Source organism: Streptomyces sp. NPDC031497 (assembly GCF_055580905.1).
Window position 1 is genome coordinate 80218 of sequence record NZ_JBVIKO010000023.1, and the last position, 15573, is coordinate 95790.

At 68.9% G+C, this 15573-nt stretch carries 10 protein-coding genes and 2 pseudogenes; 7 read left to right on the forward strand and 5 right to left on the reverse strand.

Annotation, left to right across the window (positions count from 1 at the left end):
* Positions 1-684: 684 nt before the first annotated feature.
* The 5 genes and pseudogenes from ACZ5K7_RS36345 to ACZ5K7_RS36365 form a co-directional block, all read right to left on the reverse strand.
* Positions 685-1236, reverse strand: a complete 552-nt coding sequence (locus ACZ5K7_RS36345; protein WP_468920564.1) for a hypothetical protein — start codon at positions 1234-1236, stop codon at positions 685-687.
* An 83-nt stretch (positions 1237-1319) separates the two neighbouring features.
* Positions 1320-1544, reverse strand: a complete 225-nt coding sequence (locus ACZ5K7_RS36350; protein WP_468920567.1) for a hypothetical protein — start codon at positions 1542-1544, stop codon at positions 1320-1322.
* A 540-nt stretch (positions 1545-2084) separates the two neighbouring features.
* A pseudogene (locus ACZ5K7_RS36355) lies at positions 2085-2979 on the reverse strand (metallophosphoesterase family protein); the annotation flags it as partial.
* Positions 2976-3626 (reverse strand): annotated as a pseudogene (locus ACZ5K7_RS36360) (UDP-N-acetylglucosamine 1-carboxyvinyltransferase); the annotation flags it as partial. The pseudogenes ACZ5K7_RS36355 and ACZ5K7_RS36360, both read right to left, overlap by 4 nt.
* Before the next feature lie 371 nt (positions 3627-3997).
* Positions 3998-5032: a helix-turn-helix transcriptional regulator gene (locus tag ACZ5K7_RS36365; RefSeq protein ID WP_468920570.1), complete on the reverse strand. Its 1035-nt coding sequence runs from the start codon at positions 5030-5032 to the stop codon at positions 3998-4000.
* A gap of 493 nt (positions 5033-5525) precedes the next feature.
* Here ACZ5K7_RS36365 and ACZ5K7_RS36370 point away from each other — a divergent pair, with 493 nt between their 5' ends.
* The 7 genes from ACZ5K7_RS36370 (at position 5526) to ACZ5K7_RS36400 (ending at position 15543) form a co-directional block, all read left to right on the forward strand.
* On the forward strand, positions 5526-9632 hold the full coding sequence (locus tag ACZ5K7_RS36370; RefSeq protein WP_468920572.1) for a carboxypeptidase regulatory-like domain-containing protein: 4107 nt from the start codon (positions 5526-5528) through the stop codon (positions 9630-9632).
* Positions 9633-10472: 840 nt separating this feature from the next.
* On the forward strand, positions 10473-10649 hold the full coding sequence (locus tag ACZ5K7_RS36375) for a hypothetical protein (protein WP_468920574.1): 177 nt from the start codon (positions 10473-10475) through the stop codon (positions 10647-10649).
* A 157-nt stretch (positions 10650-10806) separates the two neighbouring features.
* Positions 10807-11763 carry a zinc-binding dehydrogenase gene (locus tag ACZ5K7_RS36380; RefSeq protein WP_468920577.1) on the forward strand — a complete coding sequence of 319 codons (957 nt, stop codon included), beginning with the start codon at positions 10807-10809 and terminating at the stop codon, positions 11761-11763.
* Between the two features lie 168 nt (positions 11764-11931).
* A complete protein-coding gene (locus tag ACZ5K7_RS36385) occupies positions 11932-12525 on the forward strand; it encodes a TetR/AcrR family transcriptional regulator (RefSeq protein ID WP_468920580.1) in 594 nt (197 codons plus the stop codon).
* 138 nt (positions 12526-12663) lie between these two features.
* Positions 12664-13401, forward strand: a complete 738-nt coding sequence (locus ACZ5K7_RS36390; protein WP_468920583.1) for an NADPH-dependent F420 reductase — start codon at positions 12664-12666, stop codon at positions 13399-13401.
* A gap of 280 nt (positions 13402-13681) precedes the next feature.
* Positions 13682-15022, forward strand: a complete 1341-nt coding sequence (locus tag ACZ5K7_RS36395; protein ID WP_468920586.1) for an NtaA/DmoA family FMN-dependent monooxygenase — start codon at positions 13682-13684, stop codon at positions 15020-15022.
* Positions 15019-15543 carry a flavin reductase family protein gene (locus tag ACZ5K7_RS36400; protein WP_468920588.1) on the forward strand — a complete coding sequence of 175 codons (525 nt, stop codon included), beginning with the start codon at positions 15019-15021 and terminating at the stop codon, positions 15541-15543. The genes ACZ5K7_RS36395 and ACZ5K7_RS36400 overlap by 4 nt, the downstream gene beginning before the upstream one ends.
* The last annotated feature ends 30 nt before the right edge of the window (positions 15544-15573 follow it).

Here is a 15573-nt window from a genome sequence, read left to right on the forward strand (position 1 = left end):
AAGCCGCATCCACCGGCGGAGACCCCCGCCGCATCTGCGACCTGTTCGGCCTCTCCGTCGGGGCGGCGCTCCGCTACACCTCCCCCGTCGACCAACCCGGCATCGTCGAGTACCGCCTACGCAACTCCGGGCCACGCCCGTCCCCCTACGCGCCAACGGCAGCGGCTGACACCGCCGGTGAAGCGGGCCCCGACAAACCCGGGCCCGCCCAGGTCCCGTGAGCACCGATCCTGCTCGGCGCGAGCAGCAGGCCGGCGATCAGTTCCGGAACCGGGGGTGCCTTCATCGCCTGCGATGGGCTCGGGCAAGAGGTGGGCGACGTTGGCACGAACGGGCCCGCGGCTGACGTCGTGGTCACGGGCTAAGGAGGCGATGGCCTGGCTGCCCAGGCACATGGTGGGCGCATTGTCGATCTTGTCCGCCCAGCTTGGGCTGCCGGCGCCCGCCCTTCTCGGGGTGTCGCTCCACTACACCTCCCCCGTCGGCCAAACGGGCGTCGTCGATTACCGACGACGCGCCTTTCTGAGAGTGCGGGAATGGTAGCGAGGAAGAGGGATGACCGGAGGTCCGTCCGACGGCCTTCACCTATGCGCGATGCACTGCCCGCCCGATGGGCCTGCAGTGCTCGCTATGGTGTTGAGGGCGTCGCCTCCTCCGGTTCCCCGGTTCCCCGGTTTTCGACGGTCAGACGGACAGCCAGTAGCGGGCTCGGCTCGAGGTGATCTGAAGGACCTCTGGATCGCTTTGAGGCTCGGCCCAGATCTGCAGGTGGAAGGCGTCGATCGGCACGGCGGAGTACAGGTCGAACGCCTGGTCCATGTGTCGGGCGTGGTAGCGCAGGCGGTACCAGCCGGCCCCAGCTGGCATGGGTGGCAGAACGATGAACTTGCCGCCGCCTTCCCAGGCACTGACAAGGACCGTTTCAGTATCGACTTGAAGGCTGACTTCGACCGCGTCCTCGTAATCCCCAAGAAGCGGATCCGGCTCCCGGGCGTGGACCGATACCGTCAGGTCGGTGACGCCACTGTTGACGCCGGTGACGAGGAAGGCCCCACCATGTACGGTTCGCAGAATTCCTGCGTGAGATTCTCCGGGTGCTTTCGGTTCGGGGTGCACGGTACGGTGAAGGTTGCGGTCGAGTACGTAGAACTGCGCATAGTTCACGGGGAATTCGGCCGCGTGGATATAGGTGTTCTCGGGATCTCCCGAAACAACAGTCTCGATTTTTCCGGTCACGCGACTTCCTCCGTATGCGTAGTGCACGCCCGGCTCCGCGGCAGGCATCGGTGGCTGCGGAGTCAGGCGTGCACGACTGGCTCTCAGGTGACGTTCAGCAGGAACAAGGAGTCGTTCTGGCTGGTGGCGCTGGAGTCGACTCCGCTGCCGGTGTAGTCGAGCAGTTCGTGGTGGGACCAGTCACTGATCGGTGCACCGCCGCTGGTCAGATGGGTCCAGCCCGAGGCGCCCCAGCCGAACCTGTAGATGCGGTTGTGGTCGGCATAGTAGTCCGTGTAGCCGCTGCCGTACGAGAGTTGTTTCTTCATCGTGTTGTTGAAGAAGATGTTGTTGGGGCCGGATGACCCGGACCACTTGACGGCTTTTTGGCCGGCGGCCCACCAGATCGGGAACCAGGTCGAGTCGTCAGGGGCATTGCCGCCCTCGTCGCCGCAGTTGCTGTAGCAGCTTCCCGATCTGTGCTCGTAGGGAACTGTCGATGTGTTGAGTTCGAACAGGTTGTTGCGTTCCCAGCCGCCATGGAGGTTCAGGTCCGAGTCGAAGTCGTTGCCGATGGCGACGTTCCCCGACGCGGACCACTGGAAAGTAAAGTGACGGAGGTTACGGGTGGTGTTGCCGGCGTAGACCGAGTCCCAGACCCGGGAACCGCGGAATGGCTTGGGCTACATGCAGCGGGCCCTGGCGCGCTCTCGGCGAACGTTGCTCATCCGATATCGCGTACTGCCCCGATTGAGTCGGCCGGTTCGGCGCAGCCAGACGAACTCTGGCGCTCCCTGCGGCCACTATGGCCCCACTACCCATGAGTTCGGCCTTGAGCGCCCTTCGGAAAGCACGAACCCACGGCCTTTAGCGGTCTCGTTGAGGATGACCGCGTCCGCTCCGAGGCCGGTGTGCAGGCGGGTGGCGATCTCGTCCAAGAGGAGGCGCCGGTCCAACAGGGTGTTGAGATACGGCTCGTTCACGATGCCGAGCTGGCTCCCCAGGGTGCTACCGACGAGGGCGATCTTCTCCTGCAGTACGGCGAGGTCCTCGGGGATCACGGACGTGTCGGGGAAGGTGCCTACGCGGACGGCCCAGCCGGCCCGACCGGCTCGGCGGTGGCGTACCCGACGCCGAGTTCGTGGCCCTTGACGACGAGGGTGTCACCGACGGGCACGGGGCCGTAGGTGTCGCTGTGGCAGTGCCCGGCGAAGATGACGTCCGCGAACGGGCAGGCGGCGGCCAGCTTCAGGTCCTCCTCGAAGCCCGAGTGGGACAGCACCATCCAGGCGTCGGCACGGTGATGGTGCTCCAGCATCACCTCGCGCAGGGCCTGGGCCGGGTCGGTGACATGGTGGCCTGAGCGCTGGTCGGCAGGGACCACGTTGAAGGCTTGTGGGCCGATCACTGCAGTGACGGCCACGCGCCGGCCGCCGATCTGCTTGAGCGCACGCGGTCGAAGAGCGGCTTGCCGATGTGGTCGGCCGCGTTCGCGCACACGGTCATTTCATGCAGCTGCGGTTCGAAGTAGTGCGGCCAGCCGTGGTTTCCGGGGGCGAGCAGGTCGTACAGGCTGGTGAGGACCTCGCGCTCGATCTGCCCCTGACCGAAGCGGTAGAAGCCGGTGCCTTCGAAGAAGTCGCCGCAGTCCACGACCAGGCTCTCGGCCCTGGCCGCGTGGAGGTAGGCGAGCATGGGAGTGGCCTGGGCGAAGGAGGAGTGGACGTCGGTCGTGGCGGTGATTCGCTGGAGCTGCCGGGTCATGGAGTGACCTCGCAGATGTCGGCGCCCAGGGCGTGCAGCTTGGTGGGCAGGTCGGCGTAGCCGCGCCGGAGCTGTTCGAGGCCGCCGAGGGTGGTGACACCGCTCGCTGTGAGGCCGGCGATGAGCAGGGCCGAGCCCGTGCGGATGTCGGTGGCCTCCACGCCGGCGCCGGTCAGCTGCTGCGGTCCGGTGAGGCGGCATTCGGTGGGCGAGAGCTCGTGGATCTCGGCGCCGAGGCGGGCGAGCTGGGGGAGCAGGTTGCCGTACCGGCCGGGGTTGATGGTGTCGGCGAACAGGTGAGTGCCGGGCAGTCCGAGGGCGAGGGCCATCAGCGATGGTTCGAAGTCGGCATCCAATCCGTCGGGGGAGAGGGAGGCGATGGCGCGCAGCGATCGCCCGGTCGGCTCGGCGTCGTGGGCCCGGACGGTGAGAGCATCGCCCTCGGCGTCGGCGGGGACTCCGAGCCAGTTCAAGGCGGAGACCAGGGGAGCGACGTCGTCGCCGCGTACGCCACAGATGCGTGCGTCCCCGCCGGTCGCCGCGACCGCACAGGCCAGGGTCCCGGCTTCGACCTTGTCGCCGGGCACCGACCAGACGGTGGTCTCCGTCGGGACGGAAGTGGGTGGTGACAGCGTAAGGACCGACTCGACGAGATCCCACAGCTCCCCCCTCGTCCTCTCCGAGGCGCCATCATGCCTGGCCATTGAAGCGATCCGTTGTCGGCGCGCGCCTGACCCTCCATCCGACCCGGATCGCTTCACCATCGAATCTAGCGACCGGATTGGATGAGACCCGCCTGGCTTCACTGAGACGGCACACATCGGCAGCCCGCTCGTGGACGAGCCCCGGGAACCCAGCCCGGTAGGCTGCAGACAACGCGAAGGCCGCGCAGCGGGCCCGGCGAGAGCAGGACACCAAGGTGGTGTGGCCGACCGCCGCCACCGCCACCCTCAGCACCTCAACCACGGCGGCAGGGCACGCGAGGGCGCACGGATGACCCGGCCACGTTCGCGCTCCCTTACCCCTCCGGATCCCCCAACCAGCCGCGTTCCTGGGCCAGCAAGGCTATCTGGAAGCGGGTCCGTGCGCCCAGTTGCCTGCCCAGATCGCTGATATGCGTCTGAACGGTCCTGCGGCTGAGCCGTAGGGCGCGCGCAATGGCATCGTCCTTCATTCCGGCGGCCATCAGGCGAAGGATGTCCCGCGTCCGGCTGTGTAGTGCGCCATCGTGTCGTGCGGCGCTCTCGGTGGGTGAAGCAGGCCGGCTTTCCACCGAGAGGGGCACCGCACGCTCCCATACGCTTTCGAAAAGGGCTATCAGTACGTCCAGCAGCGTTGAGGAGTGCACGACGAGTGAGCCTGCGGCGGGATCGTCCCTACGCAGTGGCATGATCGCCGCGGCGCCGTCGAAGATGACCAGTTTCATGGGCAGTCCGGGCAGGAGCCGCAACTCCCCTTCCGCGGCGTTGCCCCCGAGGGCCGTCTCCAGGCATCCGTCGTCTGCGATTCCGTCGCTGTCGTAAACGGATCGGAGCCGTACGCCGGCACGGACCGTGGCGCCCGCAGCGGTCGAGGCATCTGCAGGGTTGACCCGCGAGGTCACATACGGCGGCTTCGCGAAATGCAGCACCTCGTACCGACTGCTCCTCAGAAGGTGCACATAGCGGGCGCCGACCTGTTCGTCGCTCTCGACGACCTCGAAGAGGTCCGAGGCGATCTGTCGGCCCGGGGCCGCGCTGTAGACCTCGTGCAGCTGTTCCGCGTACAGCTCCGCCTTCGCCAACTCCTGTCGTTTACGGGCCAGAAGAGCGCCCAGCGAAGAGCGAGGTGGGCCGGCGCTCCAGCGCGTGGGCCGTTCCCCGACGCGTACCGCCAGGAGTTCGGTTTCCAAGGACCTCAGGACGGTCCGGGCCGTCGGGGCTGACACGCCGATCCCCTCCGCGACGGCGTCCGCGTCCGCGTCCGGATGACTGACCAGGTATTCCAGTGCCTGCCGGGCAGGGGAGCCCAAGCCGGTGCCCGCCCACAGTGCATCCAAGGAGGACGCGTCCATCAGCAACTCCTCGGAAGATCGCACGAGTTGAGGTCGATGCTACGCAAGTGCGCAACTGCGCGGGCCCGCAGGCGGCGGATCTTGTCAGGCGCGGCCGCCAAGGTGAGGATGATCACAGGTCACAGGTGCGGTGATCGCCGTTTTGATGTCACGACAGAGAATCATTTCCCTCCGGAAATGGCCCGCGCGGTTTTTGAGCGACGGGCCCATTGGCATGGAGATTTATTCCCGGTCCTGGACCGGCTCCCACTTCGCATGGAAACTGCTCAGGACATGCACATGTAACATGCAGCCTATTGTCAATTGCCCCCTGAGGTACGCCAATTGATTGCGGTGAATGCGGCTACTCGCGTTCACCGTCGACCGGGAACGACGTACAGGTCGACCCTCGCAAGGCAAACTGAGGGGCAACGTTTTGCGCACTTCACCAAGAACCCGTTCAGCTTTACGCCGAAGAGCCGCCGCCTGCCTGACGCTCCTGAGCGCCGCGGCGATGACGGTCCTGGGCATGCAGATCCCGGCACACGCGGCGGCGCCGTCCGTCGCGCCCGCCTCGGCGGCCTCGGCGGCGAAGAAAAAGGTCGCCCTCGAACCGTCCTGCGCCACCCCCAAGAAGGGCGAGGCCGCCTGCTTCGCCCTGCGCCGCACCGACACCAAGGCCGTCAAGGGCCTGCTGGCCGCCTCCGTCACCCCCAGCGGGTACGGCGCCGCCGACCTGCAGAGCGCGTACAGCCTTCCTGCCGACGGCGGTGCGGGCCAGACCATCGCAATCGTCGACGCCTATGACGATCCCAGCGCCGAGGCCGACCTGGCCGTCTACCGCGAGCAGTACGGGCTGTCCGCCTGCACCGCCGCCAACGGCTGCTTCACCAAGGTCGACCAGCGTGGCGGTACCGACTACCCCGCGCCCGACGCCGGCTGGGCCGGCGAGATCTCCCTCGACCTGGACATGGTCTCCGCGGCCGCGCCGAACGCACACATCCTGCTCGTCGAGGCGGACCAGCCGAGCTTCGAGGACCTGGGGGCGGCCGTCGACGAGGCGGTCGCGCTGGGCGCCAAGTACGTCTCGAACTCCTACGGCACCAACTACAGCAGCACCCCGGGCAGCGGCGAGAGCCCCGACGAGACGACGTACGACGCCCACTACAACCACCCCGGTGTCGCCGTGGTCGCCTCCTCGGGCGACAGTGACTACGGGGTCGCCTACCCGGCCGTCTCCCCCTACGTGACATCCGTCGGCGGCACCTCACTGGTCCGGGACTCCGGTACCACACGCGGCTGGTCCGAGTCGGTCTGGAACCGCAACGGCCTCGGCCCGGGCTCCGGCTGCTCCCTCTACGAGCCCAAGCCCGCCTTCCAGACTGACACCGGATGCGACAAGCGCACCGTCGCAGACGTCTCCGCCGTCGCCGACCCGGCCACCGGCGTGGCCGTCTACCAGACCTACGGCGGTGGCGGCTGGCAGGTGTACGGCGGCACCAGCGCCTCCTCACCGATCATCGCCGCGGTGTACGCGGCCGCCGGGACACCCGTCGCAGGCACGTACCCCAACTCCTACCCCTACGCCGCAGGGACCGGTCTCCATGACGTGACCGACGGCGACAACGGCAGCTGCACCCCTGCGTACCTGTGCACCGCCGGGGCCGGCTACGACGGTCCGACCGGCCTGGGCACGCCCGACGGCCTGGCCGCGTTCCGCAGCGGCCCGCACGGCAAACTCTCCGGCACCGTCACCGACGACAGCACCGGCAAGCCGGTCGCCGGAGCCACCGTCACCACCCAGGGCGGCGGCACGGCGCACACTGGTGCCGACGGGGCCTACTCGCTCGTCCTGCCGGCCGGCAGCTACGACATCACCGTCGAAGCCTACGGCTACGCCAGCAGCACCGCCTCCGGCGTGTCCCTCGCCGACGGCGACACCCTCACCAAGAACTTCGCCCTGAAACCGGTCCCCAGCCGGACGGTCTCCGGCAAGGTCACTGACGGCTCCGGCCACGGCTGGCCGCTCTACGCCAAGATCACCGCGGACGGCGTCCCCGGCGGCCCGGTGTGGACCGACCCCCTGACCGGCGCCTTCGACCTGAAGCTGCCCCAGGGCCACGACTACACCCTGCACGTGGACAGCGCCTATCCCGGCTACACATCGCGCACCAAGAAGATCACAGTCGCGGACTCCGACCAGAGCCTGAACGTCGCGGTGCCGGCCGACCCCTGGGCGGCCACCCCTCCCGCCGGTTACTCGGTGCGGGACGAAGGCACCACCGAGCCGTTCGACGCGACCGACTCCGCCCCCAAGGGCTGGAGCGTGGTCAACGCCGACGGGACGACTGGCGGCTGGACCTTCGACGACCCGGGCTCACGCGGCAACACCACCGGCGGCGACGGCGGGTTCGCGATCGTCGACAGCGACCACTACGGCAACGGCGCGCACCAGGACACGCAACTGCTCAGCCCTGTCTACGACTTCACCGACAACCCCGCACCCGAGATCGCCTTCGCCGACGACTACTGGGCCATCGGCGGCCAGAGCGCGGACGTCGACGCGACCACCGATGGCGGCGCCACCTGGACCACGCTGTGGTCCGCCACCGGCACCACCTTCGGCGCGCAGAAGGTCGAACTCCCGCTGACCGACTACGCCGGCAAGTCATCAGTGCAGCTGCGCTTCCACTTCACCAGCTCGTTCGGCTGGTGGTGGAAGGTTGACAACGTTTTCATCGGCCAGCGCCACGTCACGACCCTCCCGGGCGGTCTGCTCACCGGCGCCGTGACGGATGCCAACACGACAGCGGGTCTGGTCGGCGCCACCGTGACGAGCAAGGACGACAACAAGCAGAGCACCGTGACCCTGGCCACCCCCGACGATCCCGCCCTGGGCGACGGCGTCTACGCCCTGTTCTCCTCCCTCGGCAGCCACGGCTTCACCGCGGCGAAAACGCACTACACCGGAGTCGACAAGACGGTGAAGGTGCGGGCCGACAGCGCGGTCGGCGCGGACTTCGCCCTCGGCGCCGGGCAGTTGACACTGGACAAGACCTCGGTCACCGCGTCGGTCGGCTGGGGCGAGCAGACCACCAAGACCCTGACGGTCAAGAACACCGGCACGGCGGCCGCCACCGTCGAACTGGGCGAACAGCCCGGCGGGTTCAGCATGGCCTCCGCCAACGGCGCCCCGCGCAAGCTGGTCAAGGGCTCGTACTCCCCGCTGTCCAGCAAGGCCGCCGCGACTGCCGCGGGCAAGACTGCCAAGGCGGTCCCGGGAGCCGCCGGCGACGCCTGGGAGGCAGCCGCCGACCTGCCGGTGAAGCTGATGGACAACGCTGTCGCCACCAACGACGGGAAGGTCTACTCCGCCTTCGGCTTCAACGGCAGCGCCGACACAAAGGACATGTACGCCCTCGATCCCGTCGCCGGCACCTGGTCCAAACTGGCCGCCGCGGCGGACACCCGGGAGGACCCCGCCCACGCCTTCATCGACGGCAAGTTCTACGCCGTCGGCGGCTGGGGACCCAGCGGCGATCCCGACGCCAAACTGGAGATCTACGACCCGGGAAGCGACACCTGGACCACTGGCGCCGCCTCGCCCAGGCCCTACGCCGGCTCCGGCAGCGCCGTGCTCGACGGCAAGCTCTACGTGGTCGGCGGCTGCGGGGCACAGTCCTGTGGCAGCACGGATGTCACCGCCTACGACCCGGCCGCCGACAGCTGGTCCACGGTGGCCGACTATCCGGAGCAGATCTCGTGGAGTTCCTGCGCCGGCATCAGCGGCAAGCTCTACTGCGCCGGCGGTGTGAGCGGCAGCAGCGAGGTGAAGCACTCCTACGTCTACGACCCCGCCACCGACTCCTGGTCACAGGTCGCCGACCTGCCGATCACTCTCTGGGGCTCCGCCTACACCTCAGCCAACGGCCTGCTGGTGGCCGCAGGTGGCGTCACCAACAACAGCATCACCAACCAAGCTTTCGCCCTCGACCCCCAGGCCGGAACCTGGGCCGCCCTTCCCAACGCCGACACCGCCACCTACCGCGGCGGAGGCGCGCTCGGCTTCTTCAAGGTCGGTGGCGGCGTCGCGCTCGCGACTCCCGCAACGACAGTGGAGGTGCTGCCGGGCTACGACCAGGGAGAGACGGGTGACGTCAGCTGGCTGAGCGAAAGTGCGCAGCAGCTCACTGTCCAGCCTGGCAAGAGTTCGAAGGTGACGATCACCCTGGACGCTTCCGTGGCGGAGGTGACCCAGCCGGGAGACTTCACCGCCCAGCTGTCCTTGAGCTCCGACACCCCGTACTCCCTGTCGAGGCTCCCCGTGGAGATGCGCGTCGCCCCGCCCAGCACCTGGGGCAAGATCACCGGCACGGTGCTGGGGGTCACCGCCGCCGGCGGTACCGCGCCGATCGCCGGGGCCACCGTCCAGATCGACACCTGGGCGACGAGCTACACGCTGACGACGGACGCCACCGGCGGGTACGCCCTGTGGCTCGACGTCCGTAACAACCCGCTCTCCGTCATCGTCGCCAAGGACGGCTTTCAGCCGACCGTCGCGACGGTGACGATCAAGAAGAAGTCCACTGTCACCAAGAACTTCACCCTCAAGAGAAAGTAGGGCCAACCGAAAGCCGGGGTGGGCCGCCCGCCAGCAGGTGTCGGCCCACTCCGGCTGTCGGCAGTGGCCGTGGCCACTGCCGTGGGCGACCTTCACGATCAGGTTCGGGGCATGGACCGACGATCCCGAGCGGTGCCACAGGGTGGGTCTGGACCCCGACGAGGTGCGTTTCGCCACCAAGACGCCCTCGCCGCCGCGATGCTCGAGAGGTTCTGGGCCGGCGGTCACACGGCCCGCTGGGCCACCCGCGACGAGGTCTACGGCGGCAACCCGGCCCTACTGTCGATGATCGCTACGCATGGGACGGGATACGTCATGGCTCCTGCCGCACCGGGCGCGGTCAGGTCCACGCTCGCCCGCGCCGTCGGGCGCCAGCTGAGTCGGCCGGACCACGAGATGGACGCGCTGTACCTCGGCGGTCCCCGGCTGTGCCATGAACGTCCGCGGCTGCACCAGGCTGACGCCGATCATCCTGGCAGGGGTACCACTTCAGTGTGGGCTGGGGGACCCGCGGCGAGCTGGAGTACCGCCCGGCGCGTTGTGACCTGGTGGCCGAGTTCCAGGCCGATACCGTCACCCGGTGCGCGCCCTGCGGCTTCGAGAAGATCTCACACCGGGCGACGCGCCGCCGTTCGACTACTGAGTTCTCGGCAGGCGATCCGGCTCGGCGTCGTGACACCTCTGCGGCACCTCCGCAGCGTGTGACCAGGGGCTCGGTCGCTCACGCCCTCCAGGTGGCATCGGCAGAGTTGACCGGATGCCGCCTCCGTTTTACGCTCGGTCCCGAACGGAGATAGCCTCCGTTTTGTCGTCCTGCGGCATCGCGTCAGGCAGGGGGCCATGAACGTCGAAGGGCAGCGGGGGCGCAGGCAGCGCAACCGTGTGGCCCACCGGGAGGCGGCACAGCGTCATTTCCTGCGGTTCGGGGTCGACACCTCGCTGGAGGTGGTGATGCCGGCGCCTTGGCCGACTCCTGGCGTCACCAGCCGATGGCCGCTCGCGGGCGAGTTCGGCTGAGCCTGGGCTTTGGGTTCCTCTCCCTCCCGGGGGTGCCGGTGACCGCGCCGCGGATCCTCCGACCTCAGGAGAGGTCAGGAAAGACCCGTCACAGAACGGGGGGTAGTACGGGCCGGCGAACATCCGTCGGCGCAACAGGAAAGGACATGCGAGACCCATGAAATCCTGGCGATTCCACGGAACCGGCAAGCCTCTGACACTGGATGAGGTGGACGCGCCGCATGCGGGTCCGGGCGAGGTCGTCGTCGACGTCAAGGCCGCTGGCCTGTGCCACTCGGACGTGAGCGCGCTTGACGACCCGGGATGGATGAAGTCGTTTCCGCGACTGCCGATGACGCTCGGGCACGAGAACGCCGGCGCGATCAGCGAGGTCGGCCCCGGAATGGACCACTGGAAGGTGGGCGACCGGGTGGGACTGGCGCCGTCGATGCCTGACGGCGACGCCATCGGCTACGGCGCCTGGGATGGCGGCTACGGACCCAAGGTGCGCGCCACCGACTCGAACCTGGTGCGGCTGCCGGACGAGCTCTCCTTCGATATGGGGGCGATGGCGACCGACGCGGGCCTCACTTCCTACCACGCCATGGTGGCGTGCGGCGGAGTGAAGAAGGGGATGCGGGTCGGGGTCATCGGCCTCGGTGGCCTTGGTTACATCGGCGCGCGCATCGCCGTACTCAAGGGGGCCGAGGTTTACGCGGCCGAGCTGAACCCGGAAGCCCGCCAACTGGCCGCCGAGATCGGGCTGGCAGGCGTGGCGGAGTCCATCACCGAGTTCGTGGACAAGGACCTCCAGCTGATCGTGGACTATGCGGGGTTCGGCACCACCACCGCCCAGGCGGTGGAGGCGCTCGGCCAGTCGGGGACGCTCGTGCAAGTCGGCCTGGGCCGCACCGAGTCGACCGTGAGCACCTTCGCGATCGTCATGAAGCAGCTGCAGGTCCTCGGCTCACTGTCGGGTACGAAGCAGGACCTCACAGAGCTCTACGAACTCATGCGCGGCGGGCAGCTCACCCCGCCGATCAACCGGATCACGCCTGGGGGCATCCCGGAGGGACTGGATCGGCTTCGCAAGGGGGGAGTCACGGGCCGCCTCATCGCCCTGTATGAGGACTGAGACGGGCAGCGTGAGTGCTGCTCGCCGCGATGAGAGGCGCAGCGCGCTCACGAGCGGGCAGCCACGTCCGATTTGACCGGAGGAAGCCTCCGGTTTACTGTGGGGAGCAATTCGGAGATAGCCTCCGTTTTTATCGGGTCACCGTACCGAGAGAGTGCAGGAGGGCATATGAGCGCCACGGAGCAACAGGGACGCAAGCCCCGCGCCGACGTCCAGCGCAATCGCGCAGCCCTCCTGGAGGCCGCCCAGCGCCACTTCCTGCGGGACGGAATCGGTACGTCACTGGAGGCGGTCGCCAAGGAGGCGGGCGTCGGGCCGGGAACGCTGTACCGGCACTTCCCCACCCGCGAGGCCCTGCTGGCGGCCGTCCTCCAGGCCCGCACCCAGGATCTGGTGGCCCGCCGCGAGGACATCGCCGGCATCGACGACGCCGGCGCGGCGCTGACGCAGTGGCTGCGGGCGATGGAGGACTACGTCAGCGCCTACAACGGGCTGCCGGAACCCCTCATGGCGGCGACCCGGGCGCAGGACCCAGGCAATCCGCTCACCGTCCCCTGTGACGAGCTCATCGCCACGACCGACGCGTACGTGCGAGCCGCACAGCGCACCGGGTACGTACGCCCGTCGGCGACGGGCTACGACCTGTTCCTCGCGGCCTGCTCGATCGCCTGGATCAAGGGCACCGGCGCCACTGGGGAATCGGTCGACCGGCTGCGGGCGCTCGCCGCCCACGGATACCGCGAGCCGGACGACCGCACCTAGCAGTCGGCACCTCACTCAAGGCCGGACAGCGGGAATACCCGGCGTCCGACGGGGCCGGGCAATGGCCCGGCGATCTAGCCACGCCGTCATCACATCAGGCCGCCCGCAGGGGCGGCACAACCTTCGAAGGGACAAATCATGAAAATAACTGTTATCGGCGCTGGGGCGATCGGCGGAAACCTCGCCCGGAAGCTGAGCCTGGCCGGTCACGACGTCCAGGTCGCGGACGCCCGGGGGCCCGAGGCCGTCGCGGCCGAGGTGCTGGCGGCGGGCGCCCGCGCGGTGGCCCTGGACGCGTCGGTCCAGGGCCGGGACGCGATTATCCTGGCGATCCCGTTCGGGGTGCACGAGAAGCTGGCGGAGCTGATCGCCACTGCCCCCGCCGAAACCGTGGTGATCGACACCTCGAACTACTACCCGCACCTCAGTGGGCGGATCGAGGCGGTGGAGGACGGCGGCCAGGTGGAGAGCGTGTACGCCTCCGAGCTCCTTGGCCGGCCCGTGGTCAAGGCGTGGAATGCCGCCCTAGCCGAGACCCAGCGCACCCGAGGTCTTCCGGCGGGTACTGCGGGCCGAATCGCCATCCCGGTCGCCGGCGACTCCGCGGAGGCGAAGAAGGTAGCCATGAGCCTGGTCGACGACACCGGCTTCGACCCCCACGACGCCGGTGCTCTGGCCGACTCGTGGCGCCAGCAGCCGATGGGCCCCGCCTACTGCACCGAGCTGACCCTCGATGAGCTCCCCGCCGCCCTGGCCGCGGCCGACCGCGTCAAGGACGCCGCCGTCCGCGACAGCATGCTCGAACGAATCTCCGCCCTCCCCGACAACCCCACGCTGGACGACGTCGTCGAGATGAACCGCGCCGCGCACTGCTGACACCCCACCTCCCGCAGAGCAGCGCACGCGTGGGGCCGCCGCCGGAGACACGACGGGACGTGTCCGACGTCCGCGCGCCTCCGGTGCCGCGGCCCCACGCGGTTACGGTGCACGGCAGCCCGCCGGACGCGCAGGCGCAGCAGCCCAGAAGGATCGGCCGCACCCGGCGCTCCCGGCCATCGAACACCACCCCCTTTGCGATACGGAGGCAACCTCCGTATTATCGGGAGGGTAATCGGAGGTATCCTCCGTTTCCTTTCGCCCGTTTGGAGGCGTCCCCATGACAAGCCCGCAGATGCTCCTGGCCATGCAGTTCACCAGCGGCTACGGAGCAGAGCCCGGGGCGTGGCGGCTGCCTGGGGCGAACCTGTCCAGCTACACGGACATGGACCAGTTCGTGCGCTACGCGCAGGCCGCTGAGCGCGGCAAGATCCAGCTGCTGTTCATCGCGGACACCCCGGTTCTGGACGTGGACCTGGAGAACGAGCACCCGCACCACCCCATCGACCCGATCATCGTCCTCACCGCCATCGCTCGCGAGACCGAGCGGATCGGCCTGGTCGCCACCGGCTCCACCACCTTCAACGAGCCCTTCAACCTCGCCCGCCAGTACAAGGCCCTCGACGTGATCAGCCACGGCCGGGCCGGTTGGAACGCGGTCACCACATCCCACCCGGCGGCCGCGGCAAACTTCGGCTCCCCCATCCCGCCCCGCGCGGAGAAGTACGAGCGGGCCCACGAGTTCGTCCAGATCGTGCAGGCCCTGTGGGGCAGCTGGGAGAAGGACGCCTGGGTCCTCGACGTCGCGGGCAAGCGGTTCGCCGACATGGGCAAGATCCAGCCGGTCAACCTGCAGGGCCGCCACGTCGCGTCCCGAGGGCCGCTGCCCATCCCGCCGTCCGAACAGGGCCAGCCGGTTATCTTCCAGGCAGGCGGCGGCAGTTACGGCATGGAGCTGGCGGGCCGGTACGCCAGCGGCGTCTACGCCAACCCGATGACGATCGAGGACGCCATCGCCCAGCGGACCGCCCTGCGCGACGCCGCCAAGCGGGCCGGGCGCGACCCGGACGAGGTGAAGATGTTCGCCGGTTTCATGCCGGCCGTCGCCGCCTCCCGCGAGGCCGCCCTGGAGCGCAGGCGTTTCCTGGACGAGTCCGTCGACTTGCGCCAGCGCGTGCAGTACCTCGGCGCGATGATCGGGCTGCCGCTCTCCTACGACCAGATCGACAAGCCGCTGACCGCACGCCAGCTGGCCGACGCCGAGCCCAGCCCGCACGACCGGCGCTCCTTCCGCGCCCTGGAAGTGGCCCGCGAGGGCTGGAGCCTGCGCGATGTCCTCGCCCACGGCGTCATCGACTACCACCCGGTCGTGGGCGGCCCCGCCGCCGACATCGCCGACCACATGCAGCAGTGGTTTGAGGCCGGGGCCTGCGACGGCTTCTCCCTCGCCATCGACGGCTACCACGACGGCGTCGACGCCTTCGTCGACGAGGTCGTCCCGATCCTTCAGGAACGCGGCCTGTTCCACCTCGACTACGAAGGCCCCACCCTGCGAGACCACCTCGGCGCCCGCGAACAGTACGGACTCGACCCGCGCGTTGCAGAAACGGCACGGTCATGACCGCCACCCCGCAGACCACCAACGTCCAACCGTCCGACACCGCGACCGCGCAGGCGTTCCGAGGCACCATGGCCACCGTCTCCTCCCCTGTCGCCGTGGTCACGGCGATGGACGGTGAGCGCCCGCACGGCAGCACGGTCAGTGCCTTCACCTCGCTGTCCCTGACGCCCCCGATGGTGCTGGTGTCGCTGGACAACGGCTCACAACTGCTGACGCTCATCCGCAGGACGGGGCGCTTGGGCCTCAACGTCCTGGGTGCGCACCAGGCCCAACTCGCCGCGTCCTTCGCGCGGTCGGGCCCGGACAAGTTTGACGGCGTCGCTTGGTCCGCGAGCGAGGGCCTGCCCCGGCTGCCGGGCTCGGTGGCGTGGATCGCAGCCGACGTCGACGATTACGTCGCCGCCGGCGACCACACCGTCCTGCTCGCCCGCGTCGTCAACGCCGAGCCCGGCGAGGGGAAGGCGAGCCCTCTCACGTATCACCAGCGTTCCTTCGGCACCTACACACCGCTGGCCTCCTGACCGCGGAAGCACCACGGAAAGGGACGGAGC